The organism is Scandinavium tedordense (genome assembly GCF_024764965.1).
Taxonomy (GTDB): Bacteria; Pseudomonadota; Gammaproteobacteria; order Enterobacterales; family Enterobacteriaceae; genus Scandinavium; species Scandinavium tedordense.
Window position 1 is genome coordinate 46,381 of record NZ_JALIGG010000057.1, and the last position, 22,730, is coordinate 69,110.

Annotated in this window: 19 protein-coding genes and 1 tRNA gene; 12 read left to right on the forward strand and 8 right to left on the reverse strand. The window is 52.0% G+C overall.

The features are described 5' to 3' along the window. Nucleotides 1-29: 29 nt before the first annotated feature. From malI to MUU46_RS16180, 4 genes are all read right to left on the reverse strand, one after another. Nucleotides 30-1,046: a Mal regulon transcriptional regulator MalI gene (gene malI / locus MUU46_RS16165; protein WP_159752603.1), complete on the reverse strand. Its 1,017-nt coding sequence runs from the start codon at nucleotides 1,044-1,046 to the stop codon at nucleotides 30-32. 89 nt (nucleotides 1,047-1,135) lie between these two features. Next, nucleotides 1,136-2,635, reverse strand: a complete 1,500-nt coding sequence (locus tag MUU46_RS16170; protein ID WP_258966051.1) for a PTS transporter subunit EIIC — start codon at nucleotides 2,633-2,635, stop codon at nucleotides 1,136-1,138. Between the two features lie 276 nt (nucleotides 2,636-2,911). After that, nucleotides 2,912-4,969: a beta-galactosidase gene (locus MUU46_RS16175; RefSeq protein ID WP_258966052.1), complete on the reverse strand. Its 2,058-nt coding sequence runs from the start codon at nucleotides 4,967-4,969 to the stop codon at nucleotides 2,912-2,914. Nucleotides 4,970-4,980: 11 nt separating this feature from the next. Then, nucleotides 4,981-6,213, reverse strand: a complete 1,233-nt coding sequence (locus tag MUU46_RS16180) for an oligosaccharide MFS transporter (RefSeq protein WP_159752609.1) — start codon at nucleotides 6,211-6,213, stop codon at nucleotides 4,981-4,983. Between the two features lie 343 nt (nucleotides 6,214-6,556). Here MUU46_RS16180 and MUU46_RS16185 point away from each other — a divergent pair, with 343 nt between their 5' ends. Continuing rightward, on the forward strand, nucleotides 6,557-7,597 hold the full coding sequence (locus tag MUU46_RS16185; RefSeq protein ID WP_258966053.1) for a LacI family DNA-binding transcriptional regulator: 1,041 nt from the start codon (nucleotides 6,557-6,559) through the stop codon (nucleotides 7,595-7,597). A 44-nt stretch (nucleotides 7,598-7,641) separates the two neighbouring features. Here the strand turns inward: MUU46_RS16185 and ybcJ are convergent, their stop codons facing one another. Beyond that, nucleotides 7,642-7,854 carry a ribosome-associated protein YbcJ gene (gene ybcJ, locus MUU46_RS16190; protein ID WP_159752613.1) on the reverse strand — a complete coding sequence of 71 codons (213 nt, stop codon included), beginning with the start codon at nucleotides 7,852-7,854 and terminating at the stop codon, nucleotides 7,642-7,644. Nucleotides 7,855-7,856: 2 nt separating this feature from the next. Continuing rightward, entirely contained in the window at nucleotides 7,857-8,723 is an 867-nt protein-coding gene (folD, locus tag MUU46_RS16195; protein ID WP_159752615.1) for a bifunctional methylenetetrahydrofolate dehydrogenase/methenyltetrahydrofolate cyclohydrolase FolD, read from the reverse strand. A gap of 360 nt (nucleotides 8,724-9,083) precedes the next feature. On the opposite strand from folD, the gene fimA reads away from it, so the two are divergent. The 6 genes from fimA (at nucleotide 9,084) to sfmF (ending at nucleotide 15,110) form a co-directional block, all read left to right on the forward strand. Then, the gene (gene fimA, locus MUU46_RS16200; protein ID WP_159752617.1) at nucleotides 9,084-9,635 is read left to right on the forward strand and encodes a type 1 fimbrial major subunit FimA; all 552 of its coding nucleotides are present in this window, start codon (nucleotides 9,084-9,086) and stop codon (nucleotides 9,633-9,635) included. 70 nt (nucleotides 9,636-9,705) lie between these two features. After that, nucleotides 9,706-10,251, forward strand: a complete 546-nt coding sequence (fimI, locus tag MUU46_RS16205; protein ID WP_258966054.1) for a type 1 fimbrial protein subunit FimI — start codon at nucleotides 9,706-9,708, stop codon at nucleotides 10,249-10,251. 43 nt (nucleotides 10,252-10,294) lie between these two features. Continuing rightward, a complete protein-coding gene (gene fimC, locus MUU46_RS16210) occupies nucleotides 10,295-10,987 on the forward strand; it encodes a type 1 fimbria chaperone FimC (RefSeq protein WP_258966055.1) in 693 nt (230 codons plus the stop codon). After that, the gene (locus MUU46_RS16215; RefSeq protein ID WP_258966056.1) at nucleotides 10,987-13,578 is read left to right on the forward strand and encodes a fimbrial biogenesis usher protein; all 2,592 of its coding nucleotides are present in this window, start codon (nucleotides 10,987-10,989) and stop codon (nucleotides 13,576-13,578) included. The genes fimC and MUU46_RS16215 overlap by 1 nt, the downstream gene beginning before the upstream one ends. Before the next feature lie 31 nt (nucleotides 13,579-13,609). Then, complete coding sequence (gene fimH / locus MUU46_RS16220; protein WP_258966374.1) at nucleotides 13,610-14,575, forward strand: type 1 fimbria D-mannose specific adhesin FimH; 966 nt, start codon at nucleotides 13,610-13,612, stop codon at nucleotides 14,573-14,575. 37 nt (nucleotides 14,576-14,612) lie between these two features. Next, nucleotides 14,613-15,110: a fimbria assembly protein gene (gene sfmF, locus MUU46_RS16225; protein WP_374685019.1), complete on the forward strand. Its 498-nt coding sequence runs from the start codon at nucleotides 14,613-14,615 to the stop codon at nucleotides 15,108-15,110. Nucleotides 15,111-15,158: 48 nt separating this feature from the next. Here the strand turns inward: sfmF and fimZ are convergent, their stop codons facing one another. Then, on the reverse strand, nucleotides 15,159-15,791 hold the full coding sequence (fimZ, locus tag MUU46_RS16230) for a fimbria biosynthesis transcriptional regulator FimZ (RefSeq protein ID WP_258966058.1): 633 nt from the start codon (nucleotides 15,789-15,791) through the stop codon (nucleotides 15,159-15,161). An 897-nt stretch (nucleotides 15,792-16,688) separates the two neighbouring features. After that, nucleotides 16,689-17,363: a response regulator transcription factor gene (locus tag MUU46_RS16235; protein WP_258966059.1), complete on the reverse strand. Its 675-nt coding sequence runs from the start codon at nucleotides 17,361-17,363 to the stop codon at nucleotides 16,689-16,691. A gap of 409 nt (nucleotides 17,364-17,772) precedes the next feature. Between MUU46_RS16235 and MUU46_RS16240 the strand changes: the two genes are divergently transcribed. The 5 genes from MUU46_RS16240 to MUU46_RS16260 all read left to right on the forward strand — a co-directional run bounded on the left by MUU46_RS16240 (nucleotide 17,773) and on the right by MUU46_RS16260 (nucleotide 22,710). Beyond that, nucleotides 17,773-17,849, forward strand: a tRNA-Arg gene (locus tag MUU46_RS16240). 387 nt (nucleotides 17,850-18,236) lie between these two features. Beyond that, the gene (locus MUU46_RS16245; RefSeq protein ID WP_258966060.1) at nucleotides 18,237-19,466 is read left to right on the forward strand and encodes a nitrate regulatory protein; all 1,230 of its coding nucleotides are present in this window, start codon (nucleotides 18,237-18,239) and stop codon (nucleotides 19,464-19,466) included. Between the two features lie 267 nt (nucleotides 19,467-19,733). After that, nucleotides 19,734-20,996 (forward strand): CmpA/NrtA family ABC transporter substrate-binding protein, encoded by a 1,263-nt coding sequence (locus MUU46_RS16250; protein ID WP_258966061.1) that lies wholly within the window; start codon nucleotides 19,734-19,736, stop codon nucleotides 20,994-20,996. A 12-nt stretch (nucleotides 20,997-21,008) separates the two neighbouring features. Then, nucleotides 21,009-21,911 (forward strand): nitrate ABC transporter permease, encoded by a 903-nt coding sequence (ntrB, locus tag MUU46_RS16255; protein WP_258966062.1) that lies wholly within the window; start codon nucleotides 21,009-21,011, stop codon nucleotides 21,909-21,911. Between the two features lies 1 nt (nucleotide 21,912). Further along, nucleotides 21,913-22,710: an ABC transporter ATP-binding protein gene (locus MUU46_RS16260; protein ID WP_258966063.1), complete on the forward strand. Its 798-nt coding sequence runs from the start codon at nucleotides 21,913-21,915 to the stop codon at nucleotides 22,708-22,710. The last annotated feature ends 20 nt before the right edge of the window (nucleotides 22,711-22,730 follow it).

Sequence of the window (22,730 nt, forward strand, 5' to 3'; positions counted from 1 at the left end):
CCGTGTAAGCGTAGCGCCACCGGGCTTTTTTATGCTGATTCGCGGGCGATCAGCTGGCCTGACAGCGTGACTTTCTGCGTCTGTAACTCGGGTTCTTTGAGTTTACGGATGATAAGACTTGCCGCCTGTCGGCCCGTTTCTTCACTGGCGGAGGAGACAAAAGTGAATGACGGGGAGGTGAGATTGATGTGCAGCATATCTTCAAAGCCGATCAGCGCTACTTGCTGGGTCAGGAACACATCTTTCCCGATAGTACGCCCGACCTGATGAATACCGTTGATACAGCCGATCATCGCGTCCGGAGAGTGGCACAGCAGGGCGGTGAGGGTGTTGTTTTTCTCCAGCAGATGCCGGGTGGCGATGCTGGCCGCATGCGTATCATCGCTGCATGCCGGGGCTGAATCCTCTTTGTATACCATGCCATTTTGCACCAGCGCACTGCGAAAACCCTGCAGCCGTTGCTGGCGAATCAGACACTCGTCCTGACCGCCGATATAGCCAATGCTGCGGTGTCCACGCTCAATCAGATAGCGGGTCGCAAGGCTCGCCGCCTGGCGGTTATCGCGCATCACCAGATTGCAGTTCTCTTCCATCAGCGACTGGGAAACCACCACTAACGGTAAAGGACACGCGCGAATTTGCTCCGGCAGGTGAGGGCGTTTGGTGTCGGAAGCCAGATAAATCACGCCCGCTACGCCCTGTTGTTTGAACGATAGCAGGCAACGCTCGAGGCTGGCGTGGTCGTCCTGCGGCTGACCGAGAAACACCATATAACCTTGCTTCTCCAGTTCCTGAACCACGCTGGCCATCACCTTGATGGAAAAACTGTCGCTGAAATCGCGCAGGATAAGGCCTATCAGATTGGACGTATTGGAACGCAGGTTGGCGGCAGCAACGTTATGCACGTAACCGAGTTGGGCGATGGCGGCCTGAACTTTCTCAATGGTGGCGTCGGAAATTTTACCTTTCTGACGCAGAACCAAAGAGACGGTGGAGACGGAGACGCCCGACTGTTTCGCCACATCGATAATGCTGACTTTTTTCAAACCTGCTCCCTGAAAAACTCGCCGCAATCAAACAGATAAAAAACGTCTCCCGCACGGGCAGGAGACGTGGACAGCGTACCATCTTCCGCTTATTTGCCAATCATCGTCGACATGGTTTGTGCGATAAATTGCGCTCTGGCACCAAAAATCACCTGGATACCATTGTCCCCGATGAAGACCACTCCGCGAGCGCCGACGGCGTTGAGGCCATCTTTGTCCACGATATCGCTCTTCGCCACTTCAAGACGCAGACGGGTGATGCAGGAACCGACGGAGTCAATGTTCTGCGCGCCGCCCAGCAGGCCGATAATTTCAGTCGCGATTTCAGTATCGGTTTTGTCGTTCGCATTGGCGGTCACGCTGGTACGGCCCGGCGTTTTGACATCAAAGCGACGAATCACGAAACGGAAGGTGAAGTAGTAAATCAGCCCCATCGGGATGCCGATGATCACAGCGCTGAGGAAGTTGGTCTGATAGCCGTTAAACGACGGCAGAATACCGAACGACAGATAGTCGATGAAGCCGGCGGAGAACGATTTGGCGATGTGGGCGTGCATCAGGTACATCGTCATGTAGGCCAGACCGGCCATGATGGCGTTAAAGACGTACAGAATTGGCGCCACAAAGATGAAGGTAAATTCAACCGGCTCGGTGATGCCGGTCAGGAAACAGGTCAGGGCCGCAGAGAACAAGATCCCCGCTGCGATTTTTTTGTTGGCGGTATGCGCTTCGTGGTACATCGCCAGACACGCTGCAGGCAGTGCGAAAAGCATCAGCGGGAACTCACCCTGCATGAATTTACCGGCATTCTGGTAGCTGTCGCTGCTGAAGGATTTCACGCCTTCTTCCAGCATTTTGAACCAGATGGTCTGGTCGCCGTGAATCACCTGGCCTGCCTGGGTGGTGTAATCGCCAAAGGAGTACCAGAACGATGGATACCAGATGTGATGCAGGCCGAGCGGGATCAGTGCGCGTTCAACCAAACCAAAGATAAAGGTCGATGCTGCCTGGTTATCACCGTTGACCACCACCGACAGGGCGTCGATGCCCGACTGAATGTGCGACCAGATATACGGCAGCAGCAGGCCCATGATGAACGACAGAAACGCCGTCGCGATTGCCACGAAGCGTTTGCCGGAGAAGAAACCGAGGAATTCCGGCAGCTGCATCTTGTGGAAGCGGTTGTAGCACCACGCCGCCAGCACGCCGCAAATCAGGCCGCCAAAGACGCCCATTTGCAGCGTCGGAATGCCGACGACCATTGCATATTTCCCGCCCTGTGAGGCCATTTCTGGGGTGATGCTCAGCACGGTGCCGATGGTGATGTTGGTGACAAACACCGATACCGCCGCGGATAACGCTGCAATCCCCGATTCGGATGCCAGACCGACCGCAGAACCGATGGCGAACAGCATTGGCAGGTTATCGAAAATAACCCCACCGGCGTTCATCATTAACGGCATATGGAATTTATCACCGAACGCCAGCAGCAAACCGGCCGCAGGCAGCAGTGAGATTGGCAGCATCAGCGCACGACCAATCATTGATAATTTTGACAACGATTTAACAAACCCTGAGAACAGACTCATGCTGCTTTCCCCCGACCTGAGACCCTGAGATGCACCGATTACGTGCTGTTTTTTTGTGAGTAGAACGTTCTAGTAGAACGTTCTACTCATAGTGGCAAAACCTATTTTACCCGGCAACAAAAATCTGGATTGTTGCCATACGGTTATCGAATATTTGAAGTTGCGCAGGTTTTAACCTGATGGTTTGAGGGGCTAATGGATGATTTGCGGAAATAGCGTGAAGTGAATTCCCCCCAGAGCTATTCGCCTGGGGGGGGGAGAAATATGCCTGACTGGTTAAGCTTTAGATAAAAAAACGTCGATTCCAAAGGCCGGAAGTGAGTATTGGTGGCCGTTCAGCAAGTCGGGATGAAGCAAAGGCTCAAGAGCCCGGCTTTCTTCTGCCAGTTCAAGGGTGACGTTCTGGTCGCTGTAGTTCTGCACAAACAGATATTCCTCGTCATCCTGCTGCCGGCTCGTTGCAACCACACCTTTTGGCAGGCGTAATGCGGTGCAGGCGCAAATGCCATGTGTATCGGTAATGGTCTGGTAAAAGTCATACAAGAAATCAACGCCGGTTCTGGCAGCCAGGTAATATGCCTGCCCTTTGCCATAGAGGTTACAGGTTACTGCGGGTCTCCCCTGATAGAAATCATGTTGATAAACAGCCAATACGTCTGCCGTTTCCGCATGAATTAAATCGCAAAGTTCAATGCACGTATATTCACCTACCGCACCATTCCAGCCTGGCGAGGTGATGCTGATTTGATTTGTTTCGCCATCGTAAAGGCTGTCAATTTCTTCTGACCAGATACCCAAAACGTCGCGTAACGGACCCGGGAACCCGTTGGTAAAACAGAGATCGTCCGGGTTGACGATGCCCGACCAGTACGTAGCAATAAAGACACCCCCTGCGGCCACAAATTGATTTACACGCGCGGCAAATGCGTCATCCACCATATAGAGCATGGGGGCAATAAGCACGCGATAAGCGCTCAGTTCAGAGTGTCGTGAGACGATGTCTACAGCAATATTCTGCTGCCACAGCGCCTGATAATGCTGCTGTACCGTTTCTTCAAATTTAATGCCACAGTTGCGTGGTCCCGCTGAATCGTTCACTGCCCAGCGGTTATCCCAGTCATAAATCAGCGCAACGTCCGCGTGATAATCCGCGCCCGCAGCACCTGCCAGTTTCTCCAGCGACATGCCAACCTGCTTTACATCCTGCCCGACACGCGTGCCGATATGCCCGACGTGATCAACTACTGCACCGTGGAATTTTTCAATTGAGCCACGGCTTTTACGCCACTGAAAATACTGAACCGAATCAGAACCATGCGCTACTGCCTGTAATGACGAAAGCATATGCATGCCCGGTTTCTTAAGCTTACTGACTCCTTGCCAACTTGTGGTTCCTGGCGTGGATTCCATTAGTAAGAACGGCAGGCCCGGTTTCAGACTACGCATCAGGTCAAACGTGAAGGCTGTGTACGAAGCCAATTGCAGCTGATCCCGCGTCTGGTGCCATTCCGGGTAACTGTCCCAAGAAATGAAATCGACTTCCTGTGCGAGTCGCCAATAATCGTAATCGTTAAACACGCCGTGGAAGTTGGTCGTGGCGGGTAGTGCCGGGTTGTACGGTTTAACCGCCTGGATTTCATGGCGACAAAACAGCGCCACTTGTTCGCTCACAAAACGCCGCCAGTCAACATTCAACGCATGTACTGATTCTTCGCCCAATGGCCCTGGTGAGTGAAGTTGTTCCCAGCTGGAATACTCGTGGCTCCAGAATGAACTCCACCAGCGCTGGTTTAAATTTTCCAGTGTCTGGTATTTATTCTTCAGCCATTTTCGAAATGCTTGTTGGCAATTATCGCAATGGCACTCACCGCCGTATTCATTCGAAATATGCCAGGCCAGTACAGCGGGATGGTGCGCATAACGTTTTGCCAATTGTTGGTTAATGGTCCCGGTTAAACGTAAGTAATCGGGTGACGAATAGCAGTGGTTGTGCCGTTCACCATGCAGGCTTTTAGTGAGATTTTTATGAGTACGTAATACCTGCGGATATTTTTCAGATACCCAGGCGGGTCTTGCACCACTCGGCGTTGCCAGGAAAACATAAATCCCATTGGCATAGAGTGTATCTAACACATTATCCAGCCAGGTGAACTGGAAATTTCCCTCTTCAGGTTCCAGCGTAGACCAGCTAAAAATACCGACAGACATCACATTGCACTTTGTTTCTTTCATCATCGCAATATCTTGTGCAAGGATCTCGGGCTGATTTAGCCACTGGTCAGGGTTATAATCTGCACCGTGTAAAAAATGTAATGTCGGGAATAATTTACTCATCACTACCTCCGTTATGCTAAAGACTCTCTCTCCTGAGAAAGGGGTATGACGTTGTCTTTTTTATTACTTAGAGAGAACACTGAGAACAGCGTAAAGATCCCTGAAATAATGCCAAGAATGATATAGGTGTTAGCAAAACCAATCGTGTCGTACAAATATCCAACCGTTGGGGAGTAAATCGTCGTCGCGATGGATGCGGAAAACAGGACTAACAAGTAGATAGTCGATGACAATTTCTGCTCAAAATTCTGCGCGATAAATTTAAAGATGGAGATGAGAATTAAGGGTTTTTCAATCGCATGCATCATTTTTACTGCCGCAATCCACACAGGCCCAAGTGGTACGGCAGAACCCAGAATGCGTATAGACATAATGGTACCAGCGATAATCATTGCCCGCTTTGCACCCACACGATTGACAAACCAGGGCATCAGGCCAAGGAATAGGGTTTCAAAACAGACCTGTACAGACGCCAGCGTGCCGTACCATTTATTCCCGATATCAACACTTGAGAACTGAAGAGAGAAATACTGTGCAAATTGTTGATCGTAAGTGTCATAAATTTGCGAGACGAAAAGGGTGAATATGATCAGCATCCAAAACTGTTTGTTTTTCGCTAGTTCAAAAACATGTGCGCCTTTTAGTGATGACGTCATTTTCTCTTCTTCAATGGTGACTTCAATTTTAGTCAACATAAAGCAGATAGCCGCCAGAACAATCGCGATGCTGGCCAGCCAAAAAGAAAGGTTAGGGTTGTCATTAATATTACGCCCGACAATATAGGCGGCAGCCGCCCAGCCCAAAGACCCCCACATTCTCACGCGACCATATTCGAAGGAATAACGGCGGGATATCTTGTCGATATAAGAATCGATAACCCCGCAACCAGAGTTAAAGATAATCCCCAGATAAACCCCACCCAATATGGCACCCAACCAGAATGAACTCACCAATAATGGGGCATAAATATAAATAAAGAATGGCCCGATAGGCAGCAGCAAAGCAATGATCAGAAAGATTAAGGATTTCTTCGTACCAAATTTATCTGAGATAAAGCCAAAGAACGGCTGCATTGTCAGCGCAATAAACGCGTTAATGGCGTAAAGCCAACCCGTTTTGGTTGCACTGATCCCTAAATGCTGGGTCGTCCAGATAACAAAAAAGGCCATCGTCGACGACCAGGCAAACAGGTAGAGAAAATCGAAAATGCTTAAAAGAATGTAGTTCCTTTTACCGGTAACCATTTTTTCTTCCTCATCAAGGAACAGAGTTGGTGCTTCGCTGAAGACTCAGTGAGTCGCGCTATTTTTAGGGATAGATTCACGCGTCTGGGTCGGGAGTATTTACGTAATCACAAAATGTACGACGTTCACATCAGTGGGTTACATACAATACCCAGCAAATAGTTCAAACAACTGTCGGTAAGTCAAACTGCAATGAACATCACAGAATCCAGGGTTAAAAGTGATAAAGGGTGAACAAGATCCCAAAATGCGATCATGTGAACGTATGACATTTTGATATAGTAACCGCTGCAGCCAGGATGAAACGGACTACTTTAGCCACGCGCAAATGAAAGGATTGAGGGTGAATAAAAATAGAAATGCGACGCTTGAAGATGTTGCTCAACGGGCTGGTGTCTCCTATCAGACGGTGTCCAGAGTGCTTAATAAATCGGTGAATGTTGCCGATAAAACGCGAATTCGCGTTGAGCAGGCTATTGAAGAACTACGCTACGTACCCAATCGCCTGGCGCAACAACTTGTCGGGAAAAGAGCCCTGACATTAGGGCTGATTACCACATCCCTTGCGCTGCATGCTCCTTCGCAAATTGCTGCTTCTGTCAAAAAACACGCACGTGAAGCCCATTATCAGGTGCTGATTTCGATGATTGATGAACATGACCCCTTGGCTATCCAGCAATCCATCAACGAATTTAAATCTCAATTTGTCGACAAAATCCTTATCAACGTCCCGCTGGAAACACCCGTTGCTCAGGCTTTAGCTGCCCAAAATAACGATGTGATGTGCCTTTTTCTCGACGTTGCTCCAGACAGTGGGGTGTTCCATGTCATCTTCGACCCGGCAAATGGAACCCAAGAGAGCGTTAAGCGCTTGCATGAACTCGGGCACCACTCTGTCGCGCTGATGCCTGGTCCACAGCACTCGATTTCTGCACAACTACGCCTGGCGAGTTGGGTAACCAGCCTGGCCGAATTAGGTCTGACGCCTGCGGCGATTATTTTTGGTTCGTGGGATGCACAAAGTGGTTACGACGATGTAAGGCAACTTATTGAAAATAAAGTCGAGTTTAGCGCGATTTTAGCCGGTAACGATCAGATGGCACTGGGTGCACTGAGTGCATTAAATCAAGCAAATATCGCTGTGCCGGCGCAGGTGTCGGTGATTGGTTACGATGATAGTTATGAAAGTGCGTTTTTCATCCCATCCCTTACCACCGTTCGGCTGGATTTGGACGCGCAAGGTAAAGAAGCGGTGGCCAGAGTGCTGGTTGCAACACAGGAAAACCGGCCAGCCAATTGCATTTTGCCCGCGGAGTTTGTGCTACGTGATTCGATTCTGCAGAAGTCTTGCAAAGAAATAGAGGGAACGTTGGTAGAACGCTAATTCAGTCGTCTAAAACGGCCCAAGTAGGGCCGCATGGACGCTGATTACGCTTGAACAGTAATACTCTGACCTTCAAAGACAACCGTCTGGCCAGCAACAATTTTGCAGCGTTTACGGGTTTCAACAACACCGTCTACTTTAACCACGCCTTCCGCAATCACCGCTTTCGCCCGGGCGCCACTTTCGCACCAGCCTTCAAGTTTCAGCAGGTCGCATAATTCAACATGTGGGTGTTTACCCAGAGAAAAAGTCGCCATTCTTATATTTCCTTTACATCATGATATTCTTCACACGCTTGCAGCGTGTTCTGGATAAGCGTTGCCACGGTCATTGGGCCAACGCCACCCGGTACGGGGGTGATATACGACGCGCGCGCGGCGGCATCGTCAAAAATCACATCACCGACCACTTTTCCGCTTTCCAGACGGTTGATGCCGACGTCGACCACAATCGCGCCTTCTTTGATCCACTCGCCAGGAATAAAGCCCGGTTTACCGACCGCGACGACCAGCAAATCGGCGTTCTCAACGTGCTGACGCAGATTTTTGGTAAAGCGGTGGGTGACGGTAGTGGTACAGCCCGCGAGCAGTAATTCCATACTCATTGGACGACCCACAATGTTCGATGCGCCCACGATCACTGCGTTCAGCCCGTAGGTATCGATATTGTAACGCTCAAGCATCGTCACGATCCCGCGTGGTGTGCACGGCCGCAGACACGGCGCACGCTGGCACAGACGACCGACGTTATACGGATGGAAGCCGTCCACGTCTTTGTCCGGCGCAATGCGTTCCAGCACCTTCACGTTATCAATGCCCGCAGGCAGCGGAAGCTGTACCAGAATGCCGTCGATGGAGTCGTCAGCGTTCAGGGTATCAATAAGCTCCAGCAGCTCGGCTTCGAGGGTGGTTTCCGGCAGGTCGTAAGAGCGGGAAATGAAGCCCACTTCTTCGCACGCTTTGCGTTTGCTGCCGACGTAAATTTGCGACGCAGGATTGCTGCCGACCAGCACTACGGCTAATCCAGGGGCGCGTTTTCCGGCGGAAATCCTCGCCTTCACTTTTTCCGCGACCTCAGAGCGTACCTGCTGCGCAATCGTTTTACCGTCAATAATCTTTGCTGCCATCAGAGAGAAGATTCCGTCTGTCAGTGTCACAAGGGGGATACACATATTTTGTCAGAAGCCGGGCGGTATGTCAGTCACCGTTTGCGTTTTTCTGGCGTACTCAATGCCCGGCGGACCAAAAGCCCTGTTGTTTTTAGGCCTTTTCTTGTGCATCACTACTTACCGGGTTATTTCCTAAATAATAATAGGACGTAACTGAAGGCGATCGCAGCTTTTATACGTATTTTGCATCAGGTGAATTGTTTAATTTATGACTACTGCCGGAAACCTTATTTCCGGTCAGTGTTGAAGGAACGACGAAACATATTTTCGGATGGTTTCTTCGCCGTAAATAATTAGATAAATCATCAAGGAAAAATCATGAAAGTTAGCAAGATTGCTGCGTCTCTGGTGGCATCGCTGGGTCTGTTTGTTGGCGCGGCCAATGCCGATACCACCACCGTTAACGGCGGTAACGTGCATTTTAAAGGTGATCTGGTCAACGCGGCGTGTGCGGTCAGCACCGACTCTTCCAACCAGGAAGTGAAACTGGGCCAGTACCGCACTGCGTCTTTCACTAAAACTGGCGATACCTCTGCCAAAATCCCATTCAGCATCGTGCTGAATGATTGCGACCCAACCGTTGCGGCAACTGCGGCCGTAGCCTTTACCGGTCAGGTTGATGCGAAAGACAACACCCTGCTGGCAGTAGCCTCCAGTGACAACTCCGATACTGCAACCGGTGTCGGCATTGAAATCCTGGATACTGCATCCGCGACGCTGGCTCCAAACGGCGCTACGTTCTCTACCGCGCAGAACCTGGTAGAAGGCACCAACACTCTGCGCTTCACCGCGCGCTACAAAGCAACGGCTGACACCACCGCGCCGGGCCAGGCTAACGCTGACGCTACCTTCGTAATGAAATACGAGTAAGCCTCAGTCACGCTCAGGATGAGCCTTGCCTCAAGGATGAGGACCCTTTCAGACCTCCCGGGAATCTATCATGATACGGACGTTGCCACTGCTGGCACTGATATTCGTCGCGGCTTCTCCGGCCTTCGCGCACACGGTGGTGGTCGATGGCGGGCGCGTTCAGCTACGCGGCGAACTGGTGAACAGCGCCTGCGTTGTGGCCCCTGAGAGCCAGGATTTGCGCGTGGAAATGGGGCAATACCGCAGTAATACCTTCGGCGACGTGGGTCGCTATTCCACCGTTACTGTACCGTTCACGCTACGCCTCGTGGAGTGTCGCCGCGATGTCGCAAGCCTGGTAGGCATTAGTTTTCAGGGGTTGAGCCCGGCGGAAGATCCGCAGGTTTTTGTCGCCTCATCAAAGGCCAGCGGCAGGCCAGGAGAAAGCGGCTTAGGGCTGGCGCTCTTTGATAACCAACAACAGCTTATTATTCCAAACGCACCGCCCGATAATTATTTACCGATAACCGCTGAGGAAATGACTTTCCATTTTAGCGCGCGTTATCGCGTTATTTCATTACCGCTCGTACCAGGGAATTTACTCACTGACGTCTGGTTTACTCTCGTTTATCCCTAAAAATCAGACGCTGTCAGAAAATAAGAAAACAGGTAACTGGGTTATGATCCACTTAATTAAAAAAACATTTTTTTTGTCGATTCTGATGTTAATGAATGCGCTCCCGGCGCAGGCGGCCGGGGGCATCGCGCTGGGTGCGACTCGAGTGATTTACCCTGCTGACGCCAAACAAACCTCGCTGGCGCTGAGCAACAGCAACAAGCAGGAGCGCTATCTGATTAACGCGTGGATTGAAAATGCCACCGGTCAGAAAGAAAAAACCTTCGTCATTACGCCGCCGCTGTTCGTTAGCGAGCCCAACAGCGAAAATACGTTGCGTATTATTTATGCCGGGCCAGCCCTGGCCTCGGATCGGGAATCACTGTTTTATCTGAATGTTAAAGCGATCCCGTCGATGGATAAAAAGAACGGCGAAAACAACAATGTTTTACAGCTGGCTATCCTGTCGCGTATCAAGCTGTTCGTTCGACCAAACAAACTCGAGACGCAGCCGTTGCAGGCCCTCGACACGCTGGTGTTTACCCGCAGCGGTTCAGCCATCAGCATCAACAACCCTTCGCCGTATTTTATCACTCTGGTTAATTTACAGATGGGTGGCAAGAAGCTTGAGAACGTAATGATTACGCCAAAAAGCCGCGCCACGGTCACGCTGCCAGAGGGTGCGCAGGGCACGCTGAGCTGGCAGAGCGTGAATGACTACGGGGCAATTACTCCGGCTCGTCGCGTGAATCTGTAATGAATGCCTTTCCTCACGCCGAACTTTCCAGACGCTGGCCGCGTCTGAAACTGCTGACCCTTGCCTTGTCCGGCGTGTCGTTTGCGTCCGGCGTGCAGGCGGAAAGCTACTTTAACCCTTCATTCCTGTCCGACGATGCGGCGAGCGTGGCGGATTTGTCGCGCTTCGAGAAAGGTAACAAGCAACCCGCTGGGGTGTATCGGGTCGATATCTGGCGCAATGATGAGTTCGTTGGCTCGCAGGATCTCGCCTTTACGCCCGCCGAAGGCACGCAACCGGCGGCCGGGGGATTAGCCCCGTGCCTGACACCGGCGCTGCTCAAGCGTCTTGGGGTCAACACCGCGGCGTTTCCTGCGCTGGCGAAAGAGGCGCCAGAATCCTGCGTGGCGCTGGAAAAAGTGATTCAGGGAACGGAAATCGCCTTCGATTTTGCGGCGCTCAAGCTCAACATCAGTCTGCCGCAGGTGGCGATGTTCAACAGCGCGCGCGGCTATATCCCACCCGAAGAGTGGGATGAAGGCATTCCGGCGCTGCTGGCGAATTACAGTTTTAGCGGCAACCGTGGCAGCGACGATGACAGCTACTTTTTGAGCCTGACCAGCGGTGCCAACTATGGCCCGTGGCGACTGCGTAACAGTGGCACCTGGACCTATTCCGATAACAATAGCCAGAGAGAAAACCGTTGGCGTAACGTCGCTACCTGGGTGCAGCGATCGATTGTGCCGTGGAAAAGTGAACTGGTAATGGGCGACAGCAACACCGGCAGCGACGTGTTTGACAGCGTCGGCTTTCGCGGGGCGCGGCTCTACTCTTCTGACAGCATGTATCCCGACAGCATGCAGGGCTTCGCGCCGACGGTGCGCGGTATCGCCCGCACGCCTGCCAAAATCACCATTCGCCAGAACGGCTACGTGGTCTATCAGAGCTATGTCCAGAGCGGGGCGTTCGCCATCAGCGATCTGAACCCGACGTCTTCGAGCGGTGACCTGGAAGTGACCGTCGACGAAAAGGACGGCAGCCAGCAACGCTACACCGTGCCGTATTCTTCGGTTCCTTTACTGCAACGTGAAGGCCGCTGGAAGTACGATCTCGTGGCGGGGGATTACCGTTCCGGTAACAACCAGCAGGAGACGCCGTTCTTTGCGCAGGGCACGGTGATTACCGGCCTGAACGGCGGCTACACAGTGTACGGCGGCACGCAGCTGGCGGAAAACTACACCGCTGTTGCGCTGGGCTTAGGGAAAAATCTCGGGGACTGGGGCGCGGTATCGCTGGATATTACCCACGCGCACAGTCGGCTGGTGGATGACAGCACCCACGACGGGCAATCGCTGCGTTTTCTATACGCCAAATCCCTGAATACCTACGGCACCAACTTCCAGCTGCTCGGTTATCGCTACTCGACCAAAGGTTTCTTCACCCTCGATGATACGACGTGGAAGAACATGAGCGGTTATCAGTACAGTGATAAGGAAACGGACGATGATGGCGTGCCGGACATCATCAGCTATCACAACCTGACGCAGAATAAAAAAGGCCGCTTCCAGGCCAACATTTCGCAATCGCTCGGCGATTACGGCTCGCTGTATCTTTCCGGCAGTGAGCAAACCTATTGGGGATCTGACGATACCAATACCTGGTATCAAGTGGGTTATTCCGGCGGCTGGCGCGGAATGAGCTATTCGGTGTCGATGTCGTGGAACCGTTCGATTGGTATTCCGGGCACTGATCAGATTGCGTCATTTAACCTCTCCGTGCCGTTCAGCATATTCAGCAATGGCGCGGCGCGCCGCAACTCAGCGTTTGACCGGGCGTATGCCACCGTTTCCGCCAGCCGTAACAGTGACGGTGACAACAGCTGGCAGAGTGGCGTCAGCGGCACGCTGCTTGACGGGAACAACCTCAGCTACAGCGTGACGCAGGGCAGCACCAGCGGCCAGGGTTACACCGGCAGCGCCAGCGCCAACTGGCAGGCAACCTACGGCACATTGAGTGGCGCCTACAACTATGATCGCGACCAGCATTCCCTGAACTGGCAGGCATCCGGCGGCATTGTGGCTCACGCCGATGGCATCACGTTCAGCCAACCGCTGGGTGACACTAACGTGCTTATCAAAGCGCCGGGCGCGAGCGGCGTCAGCATCGAAAACCAGACCGGGGTCAAAACCGACTGGCGCGGTTACGCGGTGATGCCGTACGCCACCGTCTATCGCTACAACCGCATCGCGCTCGATACCAACACCATGAGCAATAGCACCGACGTCGAAAACAACGTTAGTAGCGTCGTGCCAACCGAGGGCGCAGTGGTGCGGGCGACGTTTGATACACGCATTGGCGTAAGGGCGTTGATCACCGTGCGTCGTGGCGCACAGCCGGTGCCGTTTGGTGCCATCGTCCGGGAAGCGACCAGCGGCGTAACCAGCATGGTGGGCGATGACGGACAAATCTACTTAAGTGGTTTGCCGCTCAGCGGTGAGCTGTTGATTCAATGGGGCGAAGGCTCAGGCGCGCAGTGTCGCGCTCGCTACTCGCTTCCGGAAAAGAGCCTGCAACAGGCGATCACGCTCACGGAGGTTCGCTGTGATCAATAAAATCTTCACCGTTTTACTGCTGGGGTGCGTAATGGCGTCTACCTCAGCTATGGCCACGGTTTGCCGCAACGTAAACGGTGTGGCATCGGACGTGTTTTACGATTTGACCGATACTTTTACCAGCGCCAACAACCAGCCAGGGCAGGTGGTAACGCTGAGCCAAAAATCCGGCTGGGTGGGAGTGAACGCCATTTGTCCGAGCGGTACCACGGGTACCACCACCAAACGCAGCTACGTCACCAGCTTCCCGGTGGTCAGCACTGAGAGTAGATTTCAGTACCTTAAGCTTAACGATTATCTCGACGGTGCGATGCAGATAACCGACAGCGCCGCCGGCGTCTTTTATCCGCCACAGAACTACATTCAGATGGGCTCCCACCCGAATGTGCCGAATCAAAAAGCGTTTCCGGTAAATGATTCGAAGCTGGTGTTCCGCCTGAAAGTGACGCGGCGCTTTATCAACATGGTGGTTATCCCGAAACAGACCATGTTTAACGTCTATGTGACCACAACCAGCGCCGATCCGCTCACCACGCCGGTATACACCATCAGCTACAGCGGCACCATCAACGTGCCGCAAACCTGTGAGATAAACGCGGGTACCGTGGTGCAGTTTGATTTTGGCGATATCGGCGCATCGCTGTTTAGCCAGGCGGGGGCCGGAAACCGTCCGGTGAATATCCCGGTGCAGCAGAAAACCATCGGCATCAAATGCACTAACGTGGAATCGCAGGCATATCTCACCCTGCGTGTGGAAGCGGAACAGTCGCAGGGCAACGCGATGGTGTCGGATAACCCGGATTTGGGCTTTATCGTTTCCGACAGCAGCGGAAATCCGCTAACCCCGAACAACATTAACAGCAAAATCCCGTTCCGCCTGGACGGCAGCGCCCAGGCACAGGTGGGGATCCGCGCTTGGCCTGTGAGCATCACCGGTAGCAAACCTGCGGAAGGGAAATTCACCGCCAGGGGCTATTTGCGCGTGGACTATGACTAAGGACCTGCCGATGAAATCAGTTTATTTGTGCCTGGCCATGATGGCCGCGACGGCGATGAGCCACAGTGCGCGGGCCGATAATGCGCTGGGGGCAGTGAACATCGAGTTGTTTGGTAATGTGGTGGATTACAGCTGCGTGGTGGAAGCGAGCGATAGCGATAAATCCGTCGAGCTGGGGCGCTGGGCGACCAAACAGCTGCGCAACGCCGGAAGCACCACGTCGGTGATTCCTTTTACGTTGAACCTGACCGGCTGCCCGTCGGGTTCGGCGTCGATAACCTTTGCCGGAAAAGCCGATGATGACGATCCCACGCTGCTTGGGCTGAACGGCACCAGCAATGCCACAAGAGTGGCGGTGGAAATCCGTGATGCCGACCGCAGCCGTCTGCCTTTACAGCAGGCGAGTCGCGAAGTGGCTGTCGACGCGCTGGGCAACGCCACGCTACAGTTTTATGCCAACTATATTGCAACAGCCGATAATCCGCAGCCCGGTAAGGCCGATGCAGACGCCACGTTCATGATTAACTACAATTAATATCATAATGCCGCGCCCGATATTTTTTTTCGGACACGGCACATTCTCTTACACCAGTTCGTGGGACTTTGCGTAGTCAATCAATTCAACAATAGTATGTACACCAAGTTTAGAGAAAATATTTGATTTATGCGCACTGATTGTTTTGTTGCTGAGCAAAAGTTGATCGGCTATTTCTTTATTCGTCAGACCATTGACCAGATACCGCAGAACCGTCACTTCACGATTTGAAAGCGGAAGTTCATTCAATTCCCCGCGCCTTGCCGGATTGTTGCTAAGAAAGTTAAGTGTGTCCGCCGGGAAGAAGGAATAACCAGCCAGGAGCATGTCCACTGCTTTATAGATGTCATTATGATCCTTTCTTTTACTGACAAAACCATTGGCGCCCGCACGGATCGCCCGTCCGGCATAATAATTTTCCGATTTCGAGGATAAAAACAAAACCTTGGTTTTAGGGCTGATGTCATGTATCCGTTTGAGTAGTGAAAAACCATCGGTCCCAGGCAGTTCAATGTCAACGATGACCAGGTCTGTTTCATTTTTTCTTACATAATCAATAACTTCTCTTCCGTCATCCGACTTGAGGACAACGCGAATCTGGCTATTCTTGTGCAACAGAACCTCTATCGACATCCTAACGATAGGTTGTTCATCCATAATAACAACGGAAGCAGGTTTCATTTTCTATTCCTCAGATTATGTATTCAGTTGTGCTGAGTTCGGAGAGAACTTCATTGCCAGCGTCGGCGTGTGTTTTTCTCATTTCGGAACGCCCGGTCACACCCTAAAGGTCAACGTCCAGGGTGAGAGAAAACACAATATCTGGCTGGCGGGCCATTCGTTCGTAAAAACGGTGGGTTGCATAAGTTATTTCTGATGCTTGTTTATTTGTCGACTGATGTGATCAGCGCTTCCTTTTTTGAGTTACGACAAGATCGTCGTCATTAACGTATTATCTATAGATGATTTTGTTGTGGTTTTTGTTATTTATCTCAATGGGGCCGATTATACCGTGTAAAGTTTTAGGAAAAAGTCTGAGATTAAGACAATTAACTTTACTAATTACGATGTTCTGTAGCGGATTGACCAGGAATTTTCTTTTGGGCCTAATTTCTGCGGTTCATCGATTTGTTGACGCTTAGTGTTTATGTAATAGCAAAAAACAAAACATGCGACTGCTTGTTGTCTGGTTGTTAAATTAATGATGAATTGTGATGTTACGCAGCGTGTTGCGGTGAGGGTAATAAATGCTGACTGGATAACGACTTAGGCGCGGTTTTTAGTTTAGCTTAGGGGGTTCTACTTGTCGCACTGACCAATCGATTGTTCTGCCAGACGGGTGCGGAAAGGATTCTGGTTTGTCGGTTAGCTCACAATATGCTCGAGCAAATCACCGTTGGCTGTGATAATTATTCATTTTATGCAGATGTAAATTCCATTATTTGTATCTGTCATGGTGATTGATCGCGCTCAGTGGACATTCTTAGGAATAGTTATAATTGTTTGCTTTTGGTTAAAAGATTACCGTTTATTAACACTAGTTTAAGTAATTTCTTAAACCATCCCGTCTTCAGCAGGTTATCCCGAGTGATTCGTGTCACGAATGGCCCCAACGCGTTGTAGCAGTCGCAGCAGCTGGTGGCGATGGTTTAGCCGCAGCAGAGTTAAAACGCAGCCGACACGGTAGATAATCCTGTGATACGGACGAACCTGCAGGCGGGCGATATGACACAAGGTATAGCCTTCAGACATCATCATCAGCACGCTCCACTCTTTGGCTTTGAATAAACGGGGCAGAAGAGTCTGGACTTGACTCTGGAGGTGAAGCGCAGCCCGAGCCTGAAACAGTGCAAGGCGTTTGTCCAGCACCCGACAATGGCACGTCGCCTGGAGAAACCGTTGTGCAGCAGGGTCAACGTCAGGGGTGATCAGCACGATGTCCAGCGCCGGATAGTCTTGCTGCAACATGCGCAGGCGATCCAGAAGCGTAATGACGGGCAGGATCTGACCTTCGAGATCGATAATCAAGCCAAGCGGGTGAGTCAGGTGAACTACGTCCAACGCCTCGTCGATATCGTCAAAGATGCGACACAGGCTCAAGGGAACCGGGCTGTGACGAACGCCAGTGGCAAGATAGTGATCGCGCGTCACGAGAATGTGGTACTCGCAGTAGCGCGCCGTATGGTTGAGCAGGTCGCTGCGTTCAACCAGCGCATTATGAGGCAGGGGAAGTGAATGCCCCTGAAACTCCATGATATTTCGCCGTCGCCTTTCCCTGCGTAGCATCACGCGCATCGTTTCCCTCCCGGCACGTTGGGCAATTGCTCATTGCACTCTGTGTGAATATCGGCATAAGCACAGAAATATTGCCTGAGAACAGTCGGCAATAGGGGGTGTCACGACGGTTTCCCCTCCGTCCTGTGACATGCTTCATTGTTGCTATAAGGAATATCTGAAGGTACCAGGCGTTGCTTAAACCGTAGCGGGATATTTCGTATAGGAAGGGGAGATTAAGGCCAGTGCTTACGATTTAATCATTTGATGTGGGGCGATTTTGGACGTTAGGGAGGAGATGTGGGCTTTGCAGGTAAAACCCATTGACTCGTTGGTCCCAGACCGTATAATTCCCGGCGTTCAACACCGCGAAGTTTACCTTCTCAGTGCGCCCTTAGCTCAGTTGGATAGAGCAACGGCCTTCTAAGCCGTAGGTCACAGGTTCGAGCCCTGTAGGGCGTACCATTTAAATTCAAATGCTCACAACATTTATCCCATCAAACCAAAAAACGAGCCGTGTAAATTTCCGTGTATGTTTAATTAATTTGACATAACGCTATTTCCCGCACGTAAATTCCTTTCTTAAATAGCCTAAAAAATAACCGCTGTATTTTTTGTACACATAAATCCCGCTGTTAACCCTGCGGTTTTATACCGTTATTTTTTTGCTATTTTCATATGCACTGACCTGTGCAAGATGAAACTGTTCCTGGCACCTGCGATGCATTGGCGAGTGTTACCCCGGCTACCTCGCGGGGCTGACCCTGTCATGGTGAATCGATACGCGGTTATTCCTGTCTCCGGCACACTTTTTGCTTATCCCATGAACCTACTCCTAAAACAGGTTCTTCCATGACCCTTTCCGCTCTCAGCTTCGTACAAGAGTCGAAAAAAAGTGAAATCGCCTGCCTGCAACAACTCTTACAGTTGGGCAAGTTGGTCGGTGCTGTGAGTCAGATGATTCACGTACTGCAACGTGAACGGGGCACGGCTAACATTTTTTTATGCTCTCATGGTGAAACCTGGAGAGAGCCACTGAGTGAACGGGCGCGGGAGGCTCAGGTAGCAGAAAAGACAATAAATCAGTTGCTTACGTCAGAGGGTCTTACGGGTCCGAACATGGTTAATGCCTCGCGGTTGTTCAGCCGTATCGCCTCGGTTTTGCATAGCCTCAGTACCTTACCGCAGTTACGTAAGCAGGTTCTTGGCCTGAGTATCAGCCAGCCAGAAGCCATGCGCGCGTACAACGATGTGATCCGCACGCATTTGGCGCTGGTATTCGAAACGGCGGATATCTCCGGCGATCCGTCAATATCTCGGGCATTACTGGCTATGTTCAGTTTTATGCAGGGTAAAGAGCTGGCCGGTCAGGAGCGGGCCACGGCTGCGGCTGGTTTTGCGGCGCGGCATTTTGACGATATAGCACGCCAGCAACTTTTAGGGTTAATCGACAGCCAGGAGCGCTGCTTTCAAACATTCACGGAGTTTGCTGATGCCCGCAGTCTGGCGTTGTGGCAGCAACAAAGAGGCCAGGATAGCAGTGATTTCGAACGTTTCAGGCGTATTGCCTGCACGCTGATCACACCGGAAGGTGAGGCGACTGACCTGGCATTGCGCTGGTTTAGCGTCTCGACCGCGCGCATTGACGGCATGAAAAGGGTGGAGGATACCCTGGAAGATGTCCTGATGGCGTCCTGTCGCCAGCGAATTCATGAGGCGCAGACTTCTCTCGCACTCCAGCTGCAGGATATCGAGAAAATGCCTCAGCCAGAGAGCCATTATTCCGCACTCCTTCCGCCGCAGCTCAGCCGTTCCGTTCTTGAACTCGTCGAGCAGCAGTCTCGCCAGTTGCAGGCACTGGATGCTGAACTTTCAAGGCTTCGCGTGATGCTGGCCGAGCGCAAACTGATTGAGCGAGCCAAAGGCCTGTTGATGCAACATCATGGCTTAACGGAACCCCAGGCGCATAAAACCCTGCTTGAGATGGCAATGAACCAGAATAAGAAACTATCAGAAATCGCCGATGCGATGCTGGCGGTGTCGGCGGTGTTAGGCAAAAACGGGCGTAACGCAGGCCAATAGTTGCACCTTCCGTGTGCAATTAGGGTGTGCACGCTGTGCTGTTGCGGTGCACCGAAAGAGGCCCTCGCAGAGTGACATAAGGCTAAGCCTCTGATTTGTTTTAATGCCAAAGATTGGCACACAATCTGCATCGTTCATATTACATAAGTACTAAACCAATGGCGGTTTAGTCAGGATTACGGATAAAGGCGTCCGTTAGCGTTCAGGAAACTGAGCGTTAACTGGACGCTTTTTTTTTGTTCATTTTCAACATACCAGGAAGCCGTAATGACACAAGACGATAAAAAAATGCAGGGGCAATTATCCCGCCGTCGCTTTCTTGCGGGGAGTGCTGTGCTGGGGGGCAGCATGCTCATCCCCGGTTTTATGAACAGCGTCTGGGCCGCGGGGTCGGACGCACCGGAGAAGAAAGCGATCCGTGTCGGGTTCATTCCCTTGACCGATTGTTCCTCCGTGGTCATGGCGGCGGTAAAGAAATTTGATGAGAAGTACGGGATTAAAATCATCCCGAGCAAGGAGTCGAGCTGGGCGTCGGTGCGTGACAAGCTCGTATCCGGCGAACTTGATGCCGCGCATGTCCTTTATGGAATGCTGTATGGCTTACAGCTTGGCGTCTCAGGGCCACAGCATGAGATGGCGATGCTGATGTCGATCAACAATAATGGGCAGGCCATCACCCTCTCTAACCAGTTAAAACAGGCGGGTGTCACGGATGCAGCGTCACTGAAAAAAGTGGTCAATGCCAGCGAGAAAGGCACCTATACCTTCGCGCAAACATTCCCGACCGGCACACATGCCATGTGGCTCAACTACTGGCTGGCGAATGCCGGGATTCACCCTTTTAACGATGTACGCAATGTCGTGGTCCCCCCTCCGCAAATGGTCATGAACATGAAAATCGGCAACATGAGCGGTTTTTGTGTCGGTGAGCCCTGGAATCAGCGCGCCATTCAGGATGACATTGGTTATACGGCGGTCACCTCACAGGAGATCTGGCCGGATCATCCGGAAAAAATTCTCGGTACGACCTCAGCCTGGGTTTCAGCGAACCCGAATGCGGCCCGCGCGCTAACTGCTGCGGTGCTGGATGCCTCTCGCTGGATAGACACATCCGACGCAAACCGTATTGAAACCGCTCAGGTCGTGGCGGCGCGGGCCTATATCAACACCCCCGTAGCGACGATCGAGGGTCGGATGTTGGGCGATTACGAAAATGGTCTGGGGAAAAAGTGGAAAGATGCGCACCGCATGCGCTTCTTCAACGATGGCGCGGTCAATTATCCGTATCTCTCCGATGGCATGTGGTTCCTGACTCAGCATAAACGCTGGGGATTACTGGACAGCGATCCTGACTATTTGGGAATTGCCAAAAAGATCAACCGTATTGACGTCTACAAGCAGGCCGCCACCGCAGTTGGGGGGATCAATTTACCCTCCAGCGACATGCGCAGCAGTACGTTGATTGACGGAAAAGTCTGGGATGGCAGCAACCCTGCTGAATATGCCAACAGTTTTGCGATGAAACGTTAAGAGAGGCTACAGATGTCGATGCATTCGAAAACCAACGTGGTCACGCTGACCGAGCCGGTGAGTGCCGAGGTGCTTCCACTCAAAACCGCAGGACCGGTCGCGACAAGGCCTCCAGCCGTTACCCGTTTTAGGGCCGTCTGCCGGCGGATGATACAGAGAATGATCCCGGCGATGTTGGGCGCTCTGGTTCTGATTGCCGTCTGGCAGATTGCCGCAATCAGCAGTAAAGGTTTTCCGACCCCGGCTCAGACCTGGGAAGCAGCGAAAGTGATATTTGCGGATCCATTTTATATCGACGGACCAAACGATATGGGGATTGGCTGGAATGTGCTGGCCTCACTTGAACGTGTTGCCATCGGCTTTGGGCTGGCGGCGTTGGTTGGCATCCCGGCCGGTTTTCTGATTGGACGTTTCAGTTTTGTCGCCCGAATGTTCAATCCCATTATCTCATTGCTGCGTCCGGTCAGCCCCCTTGCGTGGCTGCCAATTGGCCTGCTGCTGTTCCAGCGCGCAGAACCCGCCTCGTCATGGACCATTTTCATCTGCTCTATCTGGCCGATGATACTCAATACCGCAGAAGGCGTGATGCGCATACCACAGGATTACCTCAACGTGGCGCGCGTGCTGAAGCTCAGTGAATTCACCGTCATGCGCAAGATCCTGTTTCCCGCGGTGCTGCCGTACATCCTCACCGGGGTGCGATTGTCTATCGGGATCGCGTGGTTAGTTATTGTCGCCGCTGAAATGCTGACCGGGGGTGTGGGAATCGGTTTTTGGATCTGGAACGAATGGAACAACCTCAATGTGGAAAACATCATCATCGCCATTCTGTTGATTGGAGTGGTAGGGATGCTGCTGGAGCAGGGGCTGATGGCGATAGCCCGCCGCTTAAGTTACGACAATACAGGAGCCTGACATGAAAAAAGATAAAGCCATTATCAGCGTGCAAAACGTCAGTCAGCGTTTCCCATCCGCCAAAACGACATTCCTGGCGCTCGATAACGTCAGTTTTGATATTGCAGAGGGTGAAACGGTCAGCCTGATTGGCCATTCAGGTTGCGGAAAATCGACCTTGCTGAACCTGATTGCCGGGTTGAGTCGTCCGACGGAAGGTGTGTTGCTGTGTGATAACAAAGAAATTACCGGGCCAGGGCCAGAGCGTGGTGTGGTCTTCCAGAACCATTCGCTGCTGCCATGGTTAACCGCCTTTGAGAATGTCGAACTGGCGGTTCAGCAGGTCTTTAAAGACCAGATGAGTAAAAGCGAAATGCACGACTGGATTTTGTACAACCTCGAACTGGTACATATGGAGCACGCGGCCGATAAGCGTCCAGGCGCGATCTCCGGCGGCATGAAACAGCGGGTCGGTATTGCCCGTGCGCTGGCAATGAAACCAAAAGTCTTGCTCATGGACGAACCCTTTGGCGCGCTTGATGCATTAACGCGTGCCCATCTTCAGGATGCGGTCATGGATATTCAGGCGCGGCTGAAAACCACCATTTTGCTGATAACCCATGACGTTGACGAAGCGGTGCTGCTGTCCGATCGGGTGATGATGATGACCAATGGTCCCGCCGCAAAAGTCGGGGAGGTGTTACAGGTTGAACTGGCCCGCCCACGCTATCGTCTGGCGCTGTCGAATGAACCTTTGTTCCATCAGTACCGCCAGCAGGTGCTGCATTTTCTCTATGAAAAACACAAGGCTGTGGCCTGATTCAGCGAGGAGATAAGCGT